Annotated in this window: 18 protein-coding genes; 6 read left to right on the forward strand and 12 right to left on the reverse strand. The window is 70.2% G+C overall.

The window, feature by feature from the left end; genetic code table 11:
- Positions 1-18 precede the first annotated feature (18 nt).
- Together thyX and QUD34_RS00250 are read left to right on the forward strand one after the other, a co-directional pair.
- Positions 19-699, forward strand: coding sequence for an FAD-dependent thymidylate synthase (gene thyX / locus QUD34_RS00245; protein ID WP_286354574.1), 681 nt, complete (start codon positions 19-21; stop codon positions 697-699).
- Positions 696-1,922, forward strand: coding sequence for an aminotransferase class V-fold PLP-dependent enzyme (locus QUD34_RS00250; protein WP_286354575.1), 1,227 nt, complete (start codon positions 696-698; stop codon positions 1,920-1,922). The genes thyX and QUD34_RS00250 overlap by 4 nt, the downstream gene beginning before the upstream one ends.
- Here QUD34_RS00250 and QUD34_RS00255 read toward each other — a convergent pair.
- Positions 1,903-4,341 (reverse strand): DUF5916 domain-containing protein, encoded by a 2,439-nt coding sequence (locus QUD34_RS00255; RefSeq protein WP_286354576.1) that lies wholly within the window; start codon positions 4,339-4,341, stop codon positions 1,903-1,905. The two genes, QUD34_RS00250 and QUD34_RS00255, sit on opposite strands and share 20 nt — an antisense overlap.
- Positions 4,342-4,475: 134 nt before the next feature.
- Between QUD34_RS00255 and QUD34_RS00260 the strand changes: the two genes are divergently transcribed.
- A complete protein-coding gene (locus QUD34_RS00260) occupies positions 4,476-4,958 on the forward strand; it encodes a DUF192 domain-containing protein (RefSeq protein ID WP_286354577.1) in 483 nt (160 codons plus the stop codon).
- 7 nt (positions 4,959-4,965) lie between these two features.
- Here the strand turns inward: QUD34_RS00260 and QUD34_RS00265 are convergent, their stop codons facing one another.
- On the reverse strand, positions 4,966-5,742 hold the full coding sequence (locus QUD34_RS00265) for a metallophosphoesterase family protein (protein ID WP_286354578.1): 777 nt from the start codon (positions 5,740-5,742) through the stop codon (positions 4,966-4,968).
- A gap of 59 nt (positions 5,743-5,801) precedes the next feature.
- On the opposite strand from QUD34_RS00265, the gene QUD34_RS00270 reads away from it, so the two are divergent.
- Both QUD34_RS00270 and QUD34_RS00275 read left to right on the forward strand, forming a co-directional pair.
- On the forward strand, positions 5,802-6,647 hold the full coding sequence (locus tag QUD34_RS00270; RefSeq protein ID WP_286354579.1) for a CE1 family esterase: 846 nt from the start codon (positions 5,802-5,804) through the stop codon (positions 6,645-6,647).
- A complete protein-coding gene (locus QUD34_RS00275) occupies positions 6,644-7,432 on the forward strand; it encodes a sulfite exporter TauE/SafE family protein (RefSeq protein WP_286354580.1) in 789 nt (262 codons plus the stop codon). The genes QUD34_RS00270 and QUD34_RS00275 overlap by 4 nt, the downstream gene beginning before the upstream one ends.
- 9 nt (positions 7,433-7,441) lie before the next feature.
- Here QUD34_RS00275 and QUD34_RS00280 read toward each other — a convergent pair whose 3' ends face one another.
- The 3 genes from QUD34_RS00280 to QUD34_RS00290 are packed head-to-tail and all read right to left on the reverse strand — an operon-like array spanning position 7,442 to position 10,937.
- Entirely contained in the window at positions 7,442-8,782 is a 1,341-nt protein-coding gene (locus QUD34_RS00280) for a DUF1501 domain-containing protein (RefSeq protein ID WP_286354581.1), read from the reverse strand.
- A gap of 10 nt (positions 8,783-8,792) precedes the next feature.
- Positions 8,793-10,451 carry a DUF1800 family protein gene (locus QUD34_RS00285; protein WP_286354582.1) on the reverse strand — a complete coding sequence of 553 codons (1,659 nt, stop codon included), beginning with the start codon at positions 10,449-10,451 and terminating at the stop codon, positions 8,793-8,795.
- A gap of 6 nt (positions 10,452-10,457) precedes the next feature.
- Positions 10,458-10,937, reverse strand: a complete 480-nt coding sequence (locus QUD34_RS00290; protein ID WP_286354583.1) for a hypothetical protein — start codon at positions 10,935-10,937, stop codon at positions 10,458-10,460.
- Positions 10,938-11,084: 147 nt separating this feature from the next.
- Here QUD34_RS00290 and QUD34_RS00295 point away from each other — a divergent pair, with 147 nt between their 5' ends.
- A complete protein-coding gene (locus tag QUD34_RS00295; protein WP_286354584.1) occupies positions 11,085-11,432 on the forward strand; it encodes a hypothetical protein in 348 nt (115 codons plus the stop codon).
- Between the two features lie 87 nt (positions 11,433-11,519).
- Here the strand turns inward: QUD34_RS00295 and queA are convergent, their stop codons facing one another.
- Genes queA through QUD34_RS00330 form a run of 7 tightly spaced genes read right to left on the reverse strand, consistent with a single transcriptional unit; the run spans position 11,520 to position 19,394 of the window.
- Positions 11,520-12,584: a tRNA preQ1(34) S-adenosylmethionine ribosyltransferase-isomerase QueA gene (queA, locus tag QUD34_RS00300; protein ID WP_286354585.1), complete on the reverse strand. Its 1,065-nt coding sequence runs from the start codon at positions 12,582-12,584 to the stop codon at positions 11,520-11,522.
- A 10-nt stretch (positions 12,585-12,594) separates the two neighbouring features.
- Positions 12,595-14,403: an ABC transporter ATP-binding protein gene (locus QUD34_RS00305; RefSeq protein WP_286354586.1), complete on the reverse strand. Its 1,809-nt coding sequence runs from the start codon at positions 14,401-14,403 to the stop codon at positions 12,595-12,597.
- A gap of 48 nt (positions 14,404-14,451) precedes the next feature.
- Entirely contained in the window at positions 14,452-15,264 is an 813-nt protein-coding gene (locus tag QUD34_RS00310; RefSeq protein ID WP_286354587.1) for a tetratricopeptide repeat protein, read from the reverse strand.
- Entirely contained in the window at positions 15,261-15,953 is a 693-nt protein-coding gene (locus QUD34_RS00315; RefSeq protein WP_286354588.1) for a hypothetical protein, read from the reverse strand. The genes QUD34_RS00310 and QUD34_RS00315 overlap by 4 nt, the downstream gene beginning before the upstream one ends.
- Positions 15,950-16,546 (reverse strand): RNA polymerase sigma factor, encoded by a 597-nt coding sequence (locus QUD34_RS00320; RefSeq protein WP_286354589.1) that lies wholly within the window; start codon positions 16,544-16,546, stop codon positions 15,950-15,952. The genes QUD34_RS00315 and QUD34_RS00320 overlap by 4 nt, the downstream gene beginning before the upstream one ends.
- 10 nt (positions 16,547-16,556) lie before the next feature.
- Complete coding sequence (locus tag QUD34_RS00325; RefSeq protein ID WP_286354590.1) at positions 16,557-17,567, reverse strand: hypothetical protein; 1,011 nt, start codon at positions 17,565-17,567, stop codon at positions 16,557-16,559.
- Positions 17,568-17,609: 42 nt separating this feature from the next.
- Positions 17,610-19,394: a hypothetical protein gene (locus QUD34_RS00330; protein ID WP_286354591.1), complete on the reverse strand. Its 1,785-nt coding sequence runs from the start codon at positions 19,392-19,394 to the stop codon at positions 17,610-17,612.
- Positions 19,395-19,399: the final 5 nt, after the last annotated feature.

Below are 19,399 nucleotides of genomic sequence, written 5' to 3' on the forward strand. Positions count from 1 at the left end.
GGAAGCCCGGAGTCTGTCATGAGCTATTCCGAAATCAAGGTGCTGGACAAAGGCTTCGTCCGCCTCATCGACCACATGGGGTCGGACCTGTCCGTGGTGAACGCGGCGCGGGTGTCCTTCGGGAAGAAGAAGGAGGCCTTCGAGGCGGGCGACGCCAAGCTGATCGACTACCTGGCAGAGCACGAGCACACCTCGCCCTTCCGTCACACGGCGCTGACGCTGCATGTGAAGGCACCCATCTTCGTCTTCCGTCAGTGGATGAAGCACCGCATCGGTTCCGAGTTCAACGAGATTAGCGGCCGGTATGTGGAGTTCCCCGAGGACGAGTTCTTCGTGCCTGCAGTCTTCCGGCGCCAGGCCAAGGTGAACAAGCAGGGCAGCGAGGGCGAGATCGACGGGGCCGACGGCGCCCGGGCCCTGGAGAGCTACCTGGAGAGCTGCCGCGGCGCTGTGGCCCACTACAAGGAGCTGCTCTCCCTGGGCGTCTGCCGGGAGCAGGCCCGCTGCGTGCTGCCCGTGGCGCTCTACTCGGAGGTCTACTGGACCGTGAGCCTCCAAGCCGTGGCGCACTTCATCCGCCTGCGGGCCGACAGCCACGCCCAATGGGAGATCCAGCAGTACGCGGCCGCCGTGCGGTCCGTGGTAGAACCCCTCTACCCGGTGGGTCTGAAGGCCCTGCTGGCCTCAGGGAAGGGATGAGCGCGCCGCCCCTCAACCCCGCCCTGTTCCATCTGGACAGGGAGCACCTCTGGGTCATGCACTGCTCGGAGGGGCCGGTGCCCCGCGCGGGCATGATCGCCGTCCAGGCCTTCCTGCAGAAGGAGCTGCGGCCCTGGGAAGTGCGCTGGGTGGAGGATTTCCAGGGGATTCCGGCGGCGCTGCGGGCCGAGGCCGCGGCCCTCCTGGGCGGCCGTGTCGACGACATCAGCCTCCTTCCCAGCACCTCCGCGGGCCTGGTGGCCGTGGCCCAGGGCTTCCCCTGGCAACCAGGCGACGAAGTTCTGGCCCCCCTGGGTGAATTTCCGTCCAATGCCTGGCCCTGGCTGGCCCTGAAGGCGAGGGGCGTGGGTTTCCGCGAGGTGCCCCTCTGGGAGGGCCACCGGGCCGGGAGCGAGGCTTGGACGAGCCTGCCGCCCACGGTCGAGGCGGACCCCGAGGCGCGGCTCATCGCCGCCCTGGGGCCGCGCACCCGCATTCTGGCGCTCTCCTGGGTGCGCTTCCAGGACGGCCTCAAGCTGGACCTGCAGCGCCTGGGCAAGGCCTGCCGCGAGCGCGGCGTGCATCTCGTGGTGGATGGCATCCAGGCGGCGGGCACGGTGCCGGTGGACCTGGAGGGCCTCTCGGCCTTCGCCACCAGCGGCCACAAGGGCCTTCTGGCGCCCCAGGGCATGGGCTTCCTGTGGACCGACGCGCGTTTTAGACAGTTGCTGTCGCCTTCGGGCACCTGGCTGTCGGTGGAGGATGCCACGGACTTCTCCCGTCCCTCCACGGACTTCCATCGGGACTGGCTGCCGGACGGCCGCGCCCTCGAGCCCGGCGGGCCGAACCTGCTCCAGGCCACGGCCCTGCTGGAGTCCCTGCGCCTGATCAATGGCGCGGGTGTGGCTGCCATCGCGGGTCATGCTGCCCACCTCCAGAGCCGCCTCCTGGAGGCCCTGTCAGATTCGCCCTGGGCTTCCGAGGCGATCCGGCTCCGAAACCTACTGGTGGCGGGACGGCTAGGATCGTTCCTGGCTTTCCACCATGGAGGTGGGGGCGACGGCGCGGGCGCGGACCACCTCCAGGCCCTGCTGCAGGCCGGCTACCGGCGGGGCATCTTCGCCTCGGTGCGCGAGGGTTACCTGCGCGTGGCCTTCCACGGCTTCCACACGGAAGAAGATGGGGACCGCCTGGCCGCCTGGCTCACCGGAACAACCAGCTGACCTTGGCCTGGACCACATCGTCCGAGGGCAGGTGCCGCAGGATGGCGAGATCGGGCCGGGGCGAGAGGGTGGCGCGGTCGTTGATGAGGGCGTCCGTGCTCGCGCCGTGGGTGTAGACCAGGAAGAAGGCCGATCCGGGGCGGAACTCCCAGCGCGTGATGAGATTCAGGTTCCAGGTGCGGTAGCTGAAGGCGGTCTGGGGCGTGGTGCCGGCGGGCTGGTCGTCTGGAAGCCCCGGGGCCAGCGTCTGGTCGTCGGCGTAGTGTTTCAGGTCGCGGTGATTCCAGTTGGCGGTCAGCCACTGGCTGAACACCTGGACCGTGAGGTTGGGGGTGAAGGCGTAGGCCACGCGCAGGGTCTGGTTGAGCTGACTGAGACGCCGGAGGCCCACGATGGGCGTGGCGGCGGGCGTCTCCAGCCACTTCAGCTCGCCCTCGTCGCGGGTGACGGAAGTGGAAATCTGGACCTCCACCGAGGAGGCCGGCTTGAGGATCTGGAAGAGCGTGGCGTCCGTGGAGGGGCCGCCCTCCTGCCAGGAGCGGCTGGTGGTGAGCCGGAGATACCAGGGGCGGTTGCCCGGGGTGTCGATGCCGAGGTTCGCCCAGGGGAGGCTGGGTCGCTCCAGGTACTTCTTCCGGGGGTCGGCGTAGGTGCGCAGCTCCCGGTCGTCCTCGGCGGCCAGGTCCACGCCGCCGCCGCCCCAGAGGGAGACGAAGTTCGTGAAGTCAGTGCGGGCCCAGGTGTTGAGGCTGCGGAGGAAGGCATGGCCCGCCTGGTCCCGGGCGGCGGTGTAGCCCAGCCCCCACTCCCGGCTCCGCAATACGCCGAAGGTCTGGTCCCAGCGGCGGGCCACCTCGGCATACATTTTCTGCTCATCGGAGCGGTTCAGGTAGCCGATGTCATTGGGGTTGTAGGTCCGCCCGGCGTTGATGGCCTGGAGCTCCATGCTCCAGCCGCTGCGCCATTCCTGGTGGGCCCGCAGGCGGCCGCGCCAGCCCTGCTCCTGGGCCTCCTTCGGCCCGGCCTGGCTTCGGACTAGGGTGGCCTCCAGGAGGCCGCCGCGGTCTTCGGTGGTGTAGACGCCGTCCAGGGCCTGGACCTGGGCCAGGCGGCCCTCGGGCCCCGCCTGCCGCATCTCCGAGACGAACCCGCCGAGGTAGCTGCCGCGGGCATCCATCAGCTGCTGGACGCGCATCACCCCGAAATTGGTGAGGGGGGAGATCTCGCGGCGGAAGCGGCCCCCGCCGGCATCCTGGATGGTGGCGCGGGCGGGCTCCACGCTGGCGCCCAGCAGGCCAACATTGGTGCCCGAGGCGTACTTGGCGGTGTACTTCGCCGCGGCGGTGATGTCGGTGGCATTGGGCCGGTCCTGCAGGGACTCGCCGGGATTTAGGTCGGGATCGGACAGTCCATGTCCAATGCGGCGGCTGTAGAAGAGGTCGGGTCCCGCCACGCGGAAGATGTCCATGCCCTCGAGGAAGAAGGGGCGCTTCTCCGGAAAGAAGGTCTCCACGGTGCTCAGGTTCAGCACGGTCTGATCGACCTCCACCTGGCCGAAGTCGGGCCGTACCGAGAGGTCCACCTGGGCATGGGAGTTGAGGCCCCAGCGGGCGTCCACGCCCACGCGCGCCTCTCCGCGCCGGTCGTCGAAGCTGCGGCTCGTCTCGAACTTCCGCGAGAGTCCCAGGTACGGCATGTATTCCCGGCGGGGCTGGGGATTCAGGCCCTCCAGGCCCGTGAGCTCGGGAAAGCGGCTCACGAAGCCGTTCTCGCCCCGGGGTACCACCTGCCAGCGGCTGGATTCCCGCACGATGCCCTGGTCCACGCGGCTGAAGTTGACGCCCCAGGTCTGGGGGCCGCCATCGCCCTTGAAGCGCAGCAGGGAGAGGGGGATCTTCAGCTCGGCGGTCCAGCCCTTCGCGTCCACGGTCACGGCGCTTTCCCAGACGCCGTCCCAGCTGGGATCGAAGGAGCTGTCGTTGTAGATGACCTGGTCCTTCTGCACTCCCGCCGCATTCACCTCGAAGACGAGAGCGGTGCGCCGATCGTGGTTGGAGTCCAGGGCCACGCCGAACCAGTCGCCCTGGCTGTCCTGGTCCCGGCGATGGAGGCGGCGCACCACGCGGGCCGAGCCGCCCTCCAGGGCGTGGTCGTGGAACATGCGGGCGCCGACATAGAGGTAGTGGTCGTCGTAGAGCACCCGCACCTCGGTGCGCTGCCGAGCGGGCTGGCCGCGGAGGGGCCACTCCTGGGTGAAGCCCGAGGCCGCGGGCACTCGCCGCCAGACGGGCTCATCCAGGCGCCCGTCCAGGTGGATGGCCTCGGTCGTGCGCAGCGCCTGGAGACCCGTGGCGGGGCCGGGGGAGGCCAGGGCCAGCCCGCCGAGCAGGGGAAGCACGAGCGGGGCGGGTGAGCGCATGAGTCTCCAAGGGCGCGAAGCGGAGCGCTCCGGGCATCCTCGATCATGGTGCCACACCTTGCGAGGTATCATGAACGACCGAACCCCCGCGTTGCTTCCGGCACTTCATTGATAATGGGTTTCAAGGAGTCGACATGCGCATGCTGTACGCCGCCCTGCTGTCCCTTCCGTTGCTGGCGGGGGGCGGGGGCACCGTGGCCTTCAAGCAGACGGCCTTTCTGGCCGAAGTGGCCGCCACGGAGCCGGAGAAGGCCAAGGGGCTGATGTACCGGCAGAGCCTGGCCAAGGATCGCTGCATGTTCTTTGTCTACAGTGAGGACGGCAGCCACGCCATCTGGATGAAGAACTGCCTCATCGCCCTGGATGTGGCCTGGGTGGATGCCGAGGGCCGGGTGGTGGAGACCGCCGAGCATGTGCCGCCCTGCAGCCCCATGCGCGGGGACGACTGCCCCACCTATGGCGGCAATGTGCCCGCCCGCCATTTCATCGAGTTCGCCGCCGGCACCTTGAAGCGCCTCGGCCTGAAGAAGGGCGACCGCCTGGGCTGGGACCTGGTGCTGGATGACGGCCGGAGCCTCCGGGGCGGCGCGCCGGTGCCCAAGGCGAAAAAGAAGTAGCGACCGCCTACTCGCCGCCCTTGGTGGCCTCCCGGCCCTTGCGGGGCGGGCGGGTGAGGGTGCGCAAGGATTCGGGCGCCGGGGGCAGCTCCGTCAGGTCCAGGGGGCTCAGGCGGTCGGCCAGCAGCTTCCAGGCCCGGGCCTGGCGGGGCAGGCGCTCGGCCTGGATGACCTCGAAGCCTTGGGCGTAGCTCACGAAGGGCGGCATCACCAGGGCGAAGCCCGTGTAGAGGAAGGCCGGCAGGCGCATCCAGTCCGGTTCGCCCGCGGGCCCGGGGCCCGGCACGGCGAAGAGGGGGTGGACGCCGCCATTGATCCAGAAGCCCTGGGAGGCATCGTGGCGGGGATAGACGAAGATGCGGCGGCGGTGCATGAGGGTGAAGGGGCCCACCCGGTGCTGCTCCACGGGTTGGATGCCCGTTCCTTCCAGGGCGGGGCCGCTGCTGCGCTCGGGATGGCCCACGATCTGCACCACCTGGCGCCCCCCGCCCTTGAGCTTGCGGAAGATGGTGCGGAGTTCCTCGGCCTCGTCACCCTCCACCGCGCCCTGGGCGGGCTTCAGGTCCCCCAGGAGGGCGATCTGGGCCGGATCGTGATCGTCGATGAGGCTGAAGAGCCGCTCCCAGATCTCCAGGTGGGGCGTGGCGGGCAGAGGATCCGGGCGGCGGCGGCGGGCCGCCCCCAGGCCGAAGAAGAGGTCTGAGATCACCAGCGTCTTCTGCCGGGGCAGCCATACGGCGCGCCGGCTATCGAGTACCACATCGTCGCTGAGCTGGACCTGCACGAAGGCCTCCCGCCTTCCATTGGAACACACGGAAGGTCAGAATCCCGGGAGGGGGACAGGTGCAGCACGGCCAGGGCCACTACCTGAAGCTGGATTGGGAAGGCGAGGCCCGGCGGATCCTGATCCACGATCCGCCCGGGGCCGAGGGCCGCGAGTTGCCCCTGGTGTTGGCGCTGCACGGCACGGGCGGCACCGGCCGTCTCATGGCCCTGCTCTCGGGTTTGAGCCGCCTGGCGGACGAACGGGGTTTCCGGGTGGCCTATCCCCAGGCTCTGGGCGAGGCCGGCACGGAGGATCCGGCCCGGGGCGCGGCCTGGAACGCGGGGCCCGGCCTGGGGCACCCTCTGCATCCCGAGGTGGATGATGTGGCGTTCCTGGGCGCGGTGGTGGACCGGGTGGGCCGCCACGCCCCCGTGGACGCCCGGCGTCTCTTCGTGGCGGGCTTTTCCAACGGGGCGCGCATGGCCTACCGGATGGCCCTTGCCGCCCCCTGGGTCGCCGCCATCGCGGCCGTGGCCGGGGCGCCGGTCTGGGGCGAGGCTCCGGCGCGTCCCGTACCCACCCTGGCCTTCCACGGCATCGACGATCGGCACATTCCCTACCTCGGCGGGGTGGGCCCCCAGGGGCGCCGGCTCCCGGCCCAGCCGGCCCCCGAGGCCCTGGCGCGGTGGGCGGCGCTCATGGGATGTGGGTCGGGGCCGGTGCGGGAGGGGCTGGAGCCCCACCACCTGGACCTGTGGTCCGGCGCCGACTGCGAAGTGGGCCTCTGGACCGTGGCGGGCATGGGCCATGCTTGGCCCGGGGGACGGACCTACGCCCCCGGAGCGGACCGGCCGGTGGCCGACCTCTCCGCCGCCCACCTGATCTGGGCCTTTTTCGAGGCCCATGCCCTGGGGGCCCCATGACCTTCGCACCCGGCCACCTCCTGGCGGGCCTCGGTACGGGCCTCTGCGGCGGCCTGCTGTCGGGCCTCTTCGGCGTGGGGGGCGGCATCGTGATGGTGCCGCTGCTGGGCCTTGTCCTGCACCTGGACCAGCACCGGGCCCAGGGCGCCACCCTGGCCGCCATGCTGCTGCCCACGGGCCTGCCGGCGGTGCTCCAGTACCGAAGTCGGGGCATCCACACCAGCCTGCGCCTGGTGGGCGTGCTGGTGTTGGCCTTCCTCTTCGGCATCTACGGCGGTTCCCTGGTGGCCAACCGCATTCCCTCGGAGCCGCTGCGATGGGGGTATGCGGCCTTTCTTGTGCTGCTGGCCTTCAAGACTTTCTTCCGCCACGAACCCGCTCCGGTGGACCGCACCCTGGAACCCCTGGACCTGTCCACGGGCCTGTGGAGCGCGGGCGTGCCCATCGGCCTCCTGGCGGGCGTGGTGTCGGGGCTCACGGGGCTGGGTGGGGCTGTGGTGGTGATCCCCCTGCTGGCCTCGCGGTTCCGCATGACCCAGCACGAGGCCCAGCTCACCAGCCTGGTGATGCTGCTGCCGCCCATCGGCCTGCCCGGCGTCTATGTCTACGCCAAGGCCCAGGGCGGTCTCCCCTGGGGCGTGATCGCCGGCGTGGCCGTGGGCTTCGCCGTGGGGGCCCTGGGCGGCGCCCGGGTGGCCACGCGCATCCAGGGCGTGAAGCTGAAGCAGACCTATGCCGTGATCGTGCTGCTGATGGCCCTGCTGGTGGCGCTCCGGGGGCGCTAGGTTGCTGGATCAGAGGAAGCCGAGCCGGGGATAGCTGGTGCCGAGGAGGCCGTCGGTGGCGGCCGTCACCTGGCCCAGCCAGCGGTCCAGCACCGTCGCGTAGAGGCTGCGGAAGTCGGTGGTGAACTTCATGTTCCCGTTGGCATCGAGGTTCGAGAGGTCGGGGTAGGCGCCGTAGAGGCCGCCCTTCACGGCCTTGCCCACGCAGAAGGAGAGGCCGGCCGTGCCGTGGTCCGTGCCCCCGTTGTTCTCCTGGACCCGCCGCCCGAACTCGCTGTAGGCGAGGATCATCACCCGGTCCTGGGCATTGCCGGAGGGGGTGGTGATGCTGGCCAGGTCGTCATAGAAGGCCTTGATGGAGCCGCCCAGGGTGCGCTGGAGGTTCGGGTGGTCCACGGCCTGGTTGCTGTGCGTGTCCCAGCCTCCCAGGCGGGAGAAATAGACCTGGGCTGGCAGCCCGGCCGCGATCATCTGCGCGATGAGCTTGAATTGGCCGCTGAGGCTGCTGGAAAGCGCGGCGCCATTGAGCCGGGTGACGGGATAGGCTGCATCGCCGGGGTAGGGCACGGAGGGCGTGCGGGCCGTGAGGGATCCCCCCGCGCCGAAGGCGGTGTTGTTCTGGGCATCGAAGAAGAGCTTTCCGGCCTGGGCCGCGGCCTGAGTGGCGGCGTCCGGGGAGGGGGCGTTGAGCGCCGCGCCCCAGCCCGCTTCCAGGGTGGCGGCATCCGGCACCGCGCTCCCGCTCAGGAGGTAGGCGGGGAACACATAGCCCCCGGCGCCGGTGATGGAGACGAAGCTCCGGGTGCTGCCCTTCAGCATCACGGGCAGATCCGAGGTCACCGTGAGCCCCCGGAGCACATCGCCCGCGGGGTTGAAGGCCGCATCCGCGAATCGGCCCAGCCAGCCCGTCCCCGCGGGCACGGCGGCGCCCTGGCCCCAGAGGTCGATGGAGGTGAAATGCGAGAGATTCGGATTCGGCATGCCGATGCCGGGGATCCAGGCCACCCGCCCCAGGCCGTGCAGCTGATCCAGGCCCGTGAGGTCCTTGTTGAGGGCTGCGCCGCTGCCGAGATCCGTGAGCAGGGCCGGATCGGTGATGCCCAGGGTCGCCCGCTTCGCCTGGTACACGCTGAGATTGGCCCCGGCGTTGGGCGGCATGACATTCAGCCAGTCGTAGCCGCCGTCGATGTTCACGACGACGAGGATGGGCGCCGCCGGGAGGGGGGTGGGCGGCTGGCCGGAGGTGCCTCCGCCCCCGCTGCCCTTCCCCCCGCCTCCGCAGGCGCTGAGACCGGCCAACGCGGCTCCGGTGGCGCCGAGGGTCTGGATGAACTCGCGTCGCGTGGTCATGGCGCCCCCGTCAATAGAGCTGGCCCGAGGGCGAGCAGAGGATGAGGAAGGCGAGTTCCCGCGCCTTCGTCTGTGAGGTCGCATCCCAGGTGAAGGCCGTGGGCCACAGCGCCGACAGCCAGGCGGCGGAGACCGACGCGGGGATGGGGCCCGGCTGCAGCAGCGCCAGGAGGCGATCGAGGACGCCCTGGGCGCTGGTGGGGGCCGTGGGGAACCAACCCGTGGTGACCGCCGCGGGGAATAGCGGGTACGAGGTGCCGTTGTAGCTTCGGGCTTCGCCCAGGGCCAGGGCGGCGGCGAGTTTGGTCCGATAGCGCATGGTGTTGCTGTTGAGCCAGGCGGCATGCTCCTTCCAGCCGTTGGGGCCGCTGGGATCGAGGAGCTTCATGCCGGCCTGATCGAGGGTGGTGGCGTTGTTGGTGAGGAGGCGCCAGGCCGGGAAGGCCTTCGGGGCCTGGGCCCCGCCGACGGCCAGAGAGGGGCAGAGGGCCCTGGCTCCTCGCACGAGCCACGAGATGGGGCCTTCGATGAGGGCGTACTGGTTGGCCGGATCGAAGAAGTACCGGGACTTCAGGAGAGTCTTCATGACGGCGCGGAGATCGAAGTTCGCCGCCTGGATCATGGCGGCCACATCGCTGAGGTCCTGGGCCGAGTAGGCCGGGGTGACGAAGTGGAGAAGCAGCCGCTTGGCCAGGAACTGCGCGCAGTTGACACCCCTGGCCGAAAGGATGCTGCGCAGGGCGTTCTCGCCCTTGGCCCAGCCGTTGGCTGTGGTGGTGATGTCGAGGGTCTGGCCGAAGAGGCTGATGGTGCCCGTGCCGTGCATGGAATAGGAGGCGGTCCGGGCCGTCCCGCTCCAGAGACGCGTATCCGGGGTGATGGCCGAGCCGTCGTAGACCTTGAAGCGGCCGTCCGCCGCGGTCTTCTGGGTGGGGTTGGCGGGGTTCGCGATGTAGTCGGCCTCGGCGAAGGTGAAGCTCCAGCCGCTGAGGGCCCGGGCGAGCTGCGTGATGTCGGTCTGGTTGTAGCCGTTGTCCGCGCCCAGGCTGTAGAGCTCCAGGACCTCCCGGGCGTAGTTCTCGTTGGGGATGTTCGATCCCGAGGCGTTGTTGAGCACGGAATCCAGCCAAATGCCCATGGCCGGATCCTTGCTGACGGCAACGAGCAGGTCGTCGAACCGGCCCAGGCCGAGGCTGCGGAACAGCTGGATCTGCTTGAGCATCAGGGCCGCGTTGTTGACCTTGTGGAAGCCCGTGGCGAAGAGGTTGTGCCAGAAGAGCGCCATGCGCTCCTGGAAGGCGTAGGGATTAAACTGCATGCGCCAGAGGCAGAGGGCCTGAGCGGTGTTGAGGCTGTTCCGCCAGGCATCCGGCCCTTCCACGAGGAAGGCGTGGGGAGCGGGCACGGCCGGCACATCCACGCTTCCGGCGGTCGAGGTGTTGGCGGCCACGAGGGGTTCGGCCACCACATCGGCGGTGCCCAGGGCGGCGTTGAAGGCCGCGGGATCGTAGGCGGCGCCGGAACCATCGATCCAGGCGTCGATGGCGGTCCCGGGAGCTTGAAGCTGGAGGAGGGAGGCTTCCTCGGGGCTCAGGCCGAAGCCCGCGCGCCGGGCAAAGTGCTGGACATCCGCGGGGGTCCAGCTGGAAACGGGGGTGAGGTCGGCCATGGGATCCTAGTTGTTGGGGGCCCCGGCGCTGATCCAGGCCGAGAGCGTGTCCACGGTGGGCTGACAGAGGTTGGGCGCCCCCTGGGGCATGCGCGTGCCATATCCGGATCCCCCCGGCTGGTCCTTGGTGACCTTCTCCAGGATCCAGGAATGGGCGGGATCGCCGGGTTTCACGCGGAGCCAGCCTGCGGGGGCGCTGGCGGGAACGACATTGACCAGCTGGGCGTAGACCTCAGCCGCGGTGCCGGAAAAGGTCGCGTGGCCCGTGGGGGAGGCGCCGCCGTGGCAGCTGGTGGCGGCCGCCCCGCAGCTGCTCTGCAGGGCCGGAACCAGGTCGCCCGCGAAGGAGGGGTTGGGCTTGGCCACGGAAATGGGGCAGGTGGTGGGCGTGGGGACCGGCGCCGCGACCACCGGGGTGCCTCCCCCACCTCCCCCGCCGCAAGCGGCCAACAGGACGAGGGCGACCAGGGGGAAGGTCTGGCGCATGGGGCTCCGGGAAGGTGTGGATCCAGGATGGACGGGCCCGGAGCACGGTCAAGGTCCAAACAGGTAATTTCCCCTAGACCGAAGGGTGGATGGAGACGGGATCCATGGATGGAATGGCCTTGCGCTATCCTCGATTCGGAGGTTGCCGTGCCCCTGGATACCCAGACTCCCCTCTATGTGGGGGAGCGCCTGCGAGACCTGATCCTGTGCTACGCCGGGCCCTGGGCCTTCCTGCCCTACATGCGCAACCGGGAGGACTCCGAGCTGCTCTGGCACGCTCGACAGGGCGTCATCCTGGCCTTCGCGGAATGTGCCGTGACCCTGGCCATGGTCATCATGGGGCTGTTCCCCATCTTCGGACCGGTCTCGGTGCGCTTCTTCCTGCCCCTGTGGCTGCTCTGGTGCTTGGGCATGTCCGTTACGAGCATCCTGCAGGCCACCAAGGGCAAGAAGCACCGCATTCCCGTGATCCACCAGTTCGTGGATTACCTGTAGCTGTCCGGGGGTCCCGCGCTGCGCGCACACCCCCGGGACCCCCGAGCAGAATCGCGGCCTAGCCGCGCTTCTGCTCCTCCCCCCTGATCAGCCGGAGCGGCGGGCGTTCAGGATCAGCATGGCGTCGCCGTAGCTGAAGAACCGGTAGCGCTCGCGCACGGCCTCGGCGTAGGCGGCGCGGGCGAGGTCGACGCCCAGCAGGGCCGACACCAGCACGAACAGGGTGCTCTCCGGCAGGTGGAAGTTGGTCAGCAGGTGGTCCGCGGTGCGGAGCCGGTGGCCCGGCGTGATGAAGAGGCGGGTGGCGCCTTCTCGCGTGAGCCGCGCGCCGTCCCAGGCTCCTTCGAGGGTGCGCAGCGAGGTGGTGCCCACGCAGAGGACGGGGCGGGAGCGGTCGCGGAGCACGGGTTCAAGGATGGCCGCCGTGGCGGCGGGAATCTCGAAGCGCTCCTCGTGCATGGCGTGATCCTCCAGGCGCTCGGCGGTCATGGGGCGGAAGGTGCCGAGGCCCACATGGAGCCGCACGGGATGCCAGCCGCAGCCCCGGGTCTGGAGCGTGGCGATGAGCTCCGGGGTGAAGTGTAGGCCCGCCGTGGGGGCGGCCACCGCCTCGCCTTCCGGGGCGGCGAACACGGTCTGGTAGCGGGTCTCGTCCTCGCCATCGGCCAGGTGCTCGATGTAGGGCGGGAGGGGCAGGCGGCCGATGCGGTCGATCTCATCCCAATCCAGGTCGTGCTCGGCGTGGACCCGCACGGTCCGCAGACCCTCCGGCAGGGTGTCGAGGATGTCGAGCCGGGCCAGGGCCGCGCCGGAGGTCGGGTCCACCACGGTGGCCGAGGCGCCGGGTTTCAGGCGGGCTCCTGGTTTCACCATGGCCTCGAACCGACCCTGGCCCAGGCTGCGGAGCAGCAGGGCCTCGCCCGCGCCCCCGCCCGAGCGCTTCAGGAATAGCCGCGCGTGGCGGACCCGCACATCGTTCGGCACGCAGAGGCTCTGCGGGGGAACGAGCTCGGGCAGGTCGCGGATGGCGCGATGGGACCAGGTTCCGGTCCGCGCATCCACCACCAGCAGGCGGGCGCCGTCGCGGTCCGGCGCGGGGTGCTGCGCGATGAGGTCCGGCGGCAGGTCGAAATGGAAGTCGGATCGCTTCATGGGAGGGAGATCATGCCTCCGCGAACTGCAGCTTGTGCAGGCGCGCGTACTCGCCGTGGCGGGCGAGAAGCTCGTCGTGGGTGCCCTGTTCGACGATCTGGCCCCGCTTCAGGGCGCAGATGCGGGTGGCGCGCTGGATGGTGCTCAGGCGGTGGGCGATCACCAGGGTGGTGCGGTTCTGCATGAGGGTTTCGAGGGCGGCCTGCACGGCGCGTTCGCTCTCGGTGTCGAGGGCGCTGGTGGCCTCGTCCAGGATGAGGATGGGGGGATCGTGCAGCAGGGCCCGGGCGATGGCGAGGCGCTGGCGCTGCCCGCCGCTCAGGCTGGAACCCGTCTCGGCCAGGGGCGTGTCGTAGCCCTTGGGCAGGGCCGCGACGAAATCGTGGGCATGGGCCTTCTTCGCGGCCTCGATGACGGCCTCGCGGCTGGCATGCAGTCCGTAGGCGATGTTGTCGTGCACCGTGTCCATGAAGAGCAGGGTCTCCTGGGTGACGATGCCGATGGCCTTCCGCAGGTCGCGGGGGTCGAAGTCGCGCAGGTCGATGCCGTCGAGGGTGATGCACCCCGCGGTGGGATCGAAGAAGCGGGGCACGAGGTTCACCAGGGTGGTCTTGCCGCCGCCGCTGCCGCCCACCAGGGCCACGGTCTCGCCGGAGTGGATCTCCAGGTCGATGCCGCGGAGCACCGGGTGCTTGTCGTCGTACGCGAATTCGACGCCCTCGAAGCGCAGCAGGTCGGGATGGGCGGGCATGGGCTTCGGATTCGGGCTCACAGGGAGCTCGGGCATCCGGTCGAGCATGCTGTAGACGCGATCCAGGCTGGCGGAGGCGACCTGCATCTCGTTGTTGAGCTTGGTGAGCCGCCGCAGGGGGTCGTAGAGGGCGTAGATGGCCAGGATGTAGGTGAGGAAGTTCTCGGTGGTGAGGGTGCCGGCCTTGAAGCGCCCCGAGGCGTAGGCGGCGAGGAAGGCCAGCAGGAACCCGCCCACCAGCTCCATGATCGGCGTGGAGAGGGCCGAGGCGCGGGCGCTCTTCATGCCCAGGCGGAACAGCTCGAGGTTCTGGATCCGGAACCGTTGGACCTCGTAGGACTCCCGGGCGAAGGCCTGCACAACCCGGATGTTGCTGAAGACTTCCTTGAGGCGCTGGAGCAGGCGGCTGGAGGCCTCCTGGTTCCGGTGGTTCACCTTGCGGATGCGCTGGCTGAGCCGTTTCACGGGCAGGACCACCAGGGGACCGGCGAGGAAGAGGGTGAGGCTCAGCTTCCAGTCCATGTAGAGGACCGTGGCCAGCATGGTGAGGGCCACGCAGATTTCGCGGACGGCCTCCGCCAGCTGGTTGCTGGCGATGCCCTGGACGGCGCCCACATCGCTGATGCTGCGGGTCAGCAGCTCGCCGACCGGGTGCTTCTGGAAGAAGGCGGGCTCCTGGATCAGCAGGTGGGCGAACAGGCGCTCGCGCAGGGCCTGGGTGGCGAGGATGCCGCTGCGCACCATCAGCAGGGTGCCGCTGTAGGTGAAGAGGCCCTTCAGGGCGAAGAGCGACACGAGCACGAGGGGCACCAGCAGGCCGCCGCTCCGCAGGGCCGAGGCCTCCGGGAGGCGGGCCATGGCCCAGGCGCGCAGGTGTTCCAGCTGCCCGAAGAGGCCCGGCTGGGCGGCTTGCAGGGCGTGGGCCTTGCCATCGTCGAAGACGAACTTGATGGAAGCGATGAGAGCGCCCTGGCAGAGCCCCGCCAGGAGCAGGAGCAGCGAGGCCCCCGCAATGAGGGGGGCGTGGGGGCGGAGGTGGTCCCGGAAGAAGCGGAGAATGCGCGACATGGTCAGTGACCAGCTTAGCCGCTCTGTCCGGCCCGGCCGCAGGGCGGGCTATTCGACCGTCACCGTCACGGTGCTCTTGCCGTCATCGAGGCTGAAGAGCTCGGTGCCCTTCGGGGCATTGAGGGCCTGGTCCATGAGGCGCTCCAGGTCCACCCCCTTCTTCTTCGCCTGGCGCATCTGCTCATCCGAGAGGTAGCCGCCCACGGCCCGGGCGAGGCCCAGGGCCAGGCGCACGGTGAGGGCCTCGGCCTTGGCGCGCTCCTTCACCCGCACCACGAGGAAGCGCCCCTGGGCGGGTCCGGTGGCCTGGGGTTGGACGCCCATGGCGAGGAGGGCCAGGCGGCAGGCTTCGGACGAGGCGTCCACCCGAAGGCCGGCCTGGAGCACCGGCAGGGCACGGGTGTCCCGGCGCTTGGCGAGCTGGAGGGCTGCGGCGATGCGGACTTCTTCGCGGTCGTCGGACAGGGCGTTGGCCAGGCCCGTGGTGGCGGCCGGGCTGTCCCATTGGCGGATGCCCCAGCAGCGCACGCGGTTCAGCCGGGCTTCCTTGCCCAGGAGGCGCTGGTCGGCGTGCTTGGTCAGGAACTCGGTGTAGGCCTCGGCGGCCTCGTCCCAGCGCTGGTCCTGCTCCAGGCTGGAGGCCAGCCAGTAGCGGGCGTCGGCGGCGCGGGAGGAGGCGGGGAAGTCGCGGATCAGCGCGCGGTAGACCAGGGAGGCTTCATACCAGCGCTGGGCGTAGCGGAGGTCCCGGCCCGCGCGGAAGAGGGCGTCGGCGGGGCTTTCCATCGCCACCAGGGCGAGGGGTTCCGGCGCCGCCGGAGCCACCAGGGCCGGCAGGGCCAACAGGAGGGGCAGGATCATGCGTCCTCTCCCCTCAGGCGGCGTTCCATGCGTTCGGCCTGGGTCTCCAGGTTGTGGGCGGCGGCCCACTGGCGGAGTTCCTTGGCGCGCTCGACGCTGAGGCAGTTGTCCTCGAAGGCCACTTCGGAGAGCCAGGTATGCAGCGTGGCGCGGATGGCCTCGGCCTCCTTGAGGGGGGCGCCCTGGGCGGCGAGCTGATGGCTGGCTTCCAGGAGGGCCACGGCCATCTCGCGCTCCTGGCGGCGGTCCTCCTCGCCCTTCTTGCATAGGGTGGGATTCTGCTCAAAGTCCTGGAGCAGGGTGGTGCTCTGTTGGAAGAAAGCGATCCAGGCGCGGTCCTGGGTGCGCTTCTGGGCCAGCTGCTCGAGGCGCGCGGTGTCGCGGGCCAGGGCCTGCAGGCTCCGGGTGCGCTGGAGGGTGGCGACGGCGGGAATCAGGGCCACCAGGAGGACGGCGGCGGCGGCCAGGGTCCAGGAGCCGGTCCAGCGGGTGCGCTGGGCGGGGGCCAGGTCCGCCGCCAGGGCGGGGCCGTGGCTCCGGAGGGCCAGGTGGAGCTCCAGCAGGTCGGCCAGCTCGGCCTGCCGCGCGGGGTCCTCGGGCCAGAGCTCGGGCTGGTCGAGGATCTCGAAGCACCGGGCCTCGTCTTGGAGGCGGGGGTCGGGGCGGTTGGAGTCGGGGGCGGGGGTCATGGCTGGGGTCCGAGGGTCTTGCGGAGCTTCTGGAGACTTTGGAAGAGCGTGGCTTTGACGGTGCCTTCGGCGCAGCCCAGATCCAGGGCGATCCGCTTCACCGGATGTTCATGCACGTAGTAGGCGAGAACCATGGCCCGCTGGCGGGGGGTGAGTCCGTCCAGAGCCCCGCGAAGGGCCTGGAGCCGTCGGCTTTGGTCCACGGATTCCCAGGGTGAAGCCTGGTGGGGGTCCGGTGCGTCAAAGGTCTCGGGAGGGGATACCTCTCGCCCTCGTCTACGCAGATGGTCCGTCGCCGCATTAGCCGCCAGCGTAAAAAGCCAGGCGGCCACCGGGCGACCGTCCTCAAACCGTTGGCAATGCTGGAGGCATTTGAGGAAAACCTCCTGGGCCAGCTCCTGGACGACCCCGGCTTCACCTTGGAGGCGACGGTGCAGGAAGGCGCAGAGCGGCCGCTCGAAGCGGGCCATGAGGTGGGCCAGGGCCTCCTCGCGTCCGGCCTTGAGCTGGGCCATCCAGTATTCGGGGGACTCCGCCTCCGGCCCGGCGGGTTCGCCGCCGGGACCCTGGGACAGGGGCAGGACCACGCTCATGCCGCCACGCTCATGCCTTGGGGCCTCCGGTCGGGAGGCGGAAGGAGAAGCCCGGCTGGCCGAGCTTTTCCATCACCAGCTTGAGCTGGTCAGGCGTGAGGGTGCACCGCAGGCCCACCCGGCGCTTCTCCTGGAGAAGCTCGGGGGTGGAGCCCGGCGTGGCCTGGACCGCGTTGGCGGCGGCGACCAGGCGCTGGAGCCAGGGCGTGACCTGGTTGATGCCCTCGGGCGTGCCGGCCAGGGCCAGCTCGAAGCGGATGGGCTGGTCCTTCTCGGTGGCCGGCGTGATGCTCCAGAAGAGGGCGTTGACCCCCTGGGGCAGATCCTTGATGAAGGTGCTCTCCAGGTTCTGGCGCAACCCGCCCAGCAGGGTCTCCGGCTGGAGGTAGCCCTGGAAGGGGGCGCGGGCGCTGATCCACTCGGCGGCAAGAGCCGCATCGGGCAGGGCGGCCAGGCTGCCCCGCGTGGCCATGCGGTTGAGGGCCTCGAGGGAGCCGATCCAGACCTGGCCCTGCTCGTCGCTGGCGGCGCGGATGTGGGCCTTCGTCCCCTGGGTTTCAATGTCGAGGATCACATGGAGGGGCCAGTCCCGGCCCTGCAGGCGCAGGCTGCCCTCCTGGGGGAAGGATTCGGCCAGGGCCGAGACCAGGGCGGTGGGGTCCTTGAACTGGTTGAGCTGGATGAGGACATGCTCCAGGCCCTTCTGGAGGTTGTCTTCGCCCTTTTGCGGCATGCCGATGACATGGAAGGTCACCCGCCCGGTTTCGTTGCGGGGATTGATGCGGGCCTTCTGGAGGAAGAGGTCCAGGGCCCGTTCCACCATGGGATCCCGGGAGATCAGGGACTGGACATCCTTGTGGGTCAGCACCCAGCCGGCCTCGCCGGAGAAGGCCGCGAGGCTGTCGGCCGGGGCGGCCTGCACCCAGCCCGGCACCCGGGGTTTGGGCCGGCAGGAGGTGGCGAAGGGAAGGCAGATCAGAGCCACCGCGGCGGGGATCAGAAAAGCGGCGGGGCGTCGCATGGGGGCTCCTGGACTTGGGCTACGGGATCGCACTGGGAGCGTTTACCCGAGGGTCCGAAGGGCGGCGGGAAGATGGGGGCTGCGGAGCAGCTGCTGCTGCTCCGCCTCGGACAGCAGGCCCCAGATGCGGACGGAGGCCTCCCGGGGGGTCTTCGGGTTGAGCAGCAGCTCCGACATGATGGCGGCGTGGGCCATGAGCACGGGATGGCCCGCGATCTGCTCCAGCACGGCGCGCGGGGTCAGCTTGTTGCGGGCGAGCCGGAGGAGGACGCCCGGGTCGAGCTGGCGGTCGGACACCATCCGGCGGAGCGTCTCCTCGTCCTGGAGCACCTCCTGGGGCAGGTGGCGCATGAGTTCGCCACCGGAGGTGCGAAGCGCCGCGATGCGGTCGGGGATGTCGAGGGAGAGGTAGAGGTTCCGCAGGGATTCCAGGGCTCGCCGCTTGACTTCCAGGTGAAGGAGCCGCGGGTCGCGCAGGATCTCGAGGGCGGGCTTCAGGCCGGGGAGGTGCGCCATCAGCCGCAGGGCCGTGGCTTCCGTCAGGTGGGGCTGGTGGATCAGGGCCTCGGCCACCAGGGGCTCCGCGGACCAGGCCGGGTGCGCGGCCACGAGCTCGGCCCGGTTCTGGTCGAACGAGGGCAGGGTGGAGGCCAGCAGGCGGGGCGTGAGGGCCGGGTTTTCCAGGGCCAGGCGGAACACCTGGGGATCCGGATCCTTGAGGATCTGGCTGATCTGGTCCTCCTGGGTGGCCTGGGTGGCGAGGAAGACCCGCTCCTCCATGGTGGCCCAGCGGCCCTCTTCGCCCCGTTCCGGCAGGGCCGAGGAGAGCCCGGACTGCTGGCGCTGCAGGCGGTCGTAGAAGTACTTCACCACCCGGAGCAGCTGGGGCGACTGCCGCTTGGCCCAATAGGTGATGAATTGGTACTCGCCCTCCTCCAGCTGGGTGAAGTAGCTCACGATGCGGCGGAGGGCGGCCCGGCTGCGGGCCCCGCGCTCCAGGGCCGCCACGAGGTGTCCTGAAAGGGCCAGGCGCCGGGAGAGTTCCGGCGGGCAGCCCGGGGCGTCCTGCAGGCTGTCCCGCACGGGTTCCCGGAAATACCAGCGTGCCTCGGCGTAGACCTCCTCGAAGAACCCGGGATCGGCGCTCTGGGCCAGGGCCCGGCACACCAGGTCCTCGGAGACCAGCGGATTCTGGAGGGCCGCCAGGCGCAGGTCGGCGTCGGGGTCCACGAGGAAGCCCAGCAGCTCGTCCGGCTGGGCCGTCTGCTTGGCCCGGGCCAGGCGGTCCTCCTTGTGCAGGCCGCGGCCCGAGGCCTGGGGGGGCAGGGCGGCGGGCGGGGCCGTGAGGGCATCCCAGTCCGGGTGTTCCGGAGGAAGGGGGGGCAGCTCCTGAGTGTTCCCCGTGGCCGAAACGGTCTTGGCCAGCTGTTTGGCCAGCAGCTTGGCCACGGGCTTGAGGGGGGGGCTCAGCTGCGAGTAGAGGGTCTTCACGGCCTCCGAGCGCTCGTCCTTCTCGGCGGCGGGGGCCTGGTCCATCTCGCGCATCTGGTCGAAAAGGGAGACCACCATCTCCAGATCGCGGCGGATGGCTTCGGGGGTGGCCTCATTCTCGGCGAGGCCCAGGAGGATGGGCCAGTGGGCCAGCCAGTGGGGCGTGCGGGCCATGAGGGTTAGCAGGCGCGGCGAGGCGAGGGAGCGGGCGAGGCCCTCCAGCATGTGCACCTGGCTGTCCGTGGGCAGCTGGGGCCGCACCAGGGCCAGATGGCGGAAGTGGATCCGTTCGGATTCTGCGAGGCTGGCGAGGAACGCGCCTTCCGCTTCCGACACGATCC

It is taken from the genome of Geothrix oryzae, assembly GCF_030295385.1.
GTDB lineage: Bacteria > Acidobacteriota > Holophagae > Holophagales > Holophagaceae > Geothrix > Geothrix oryzae.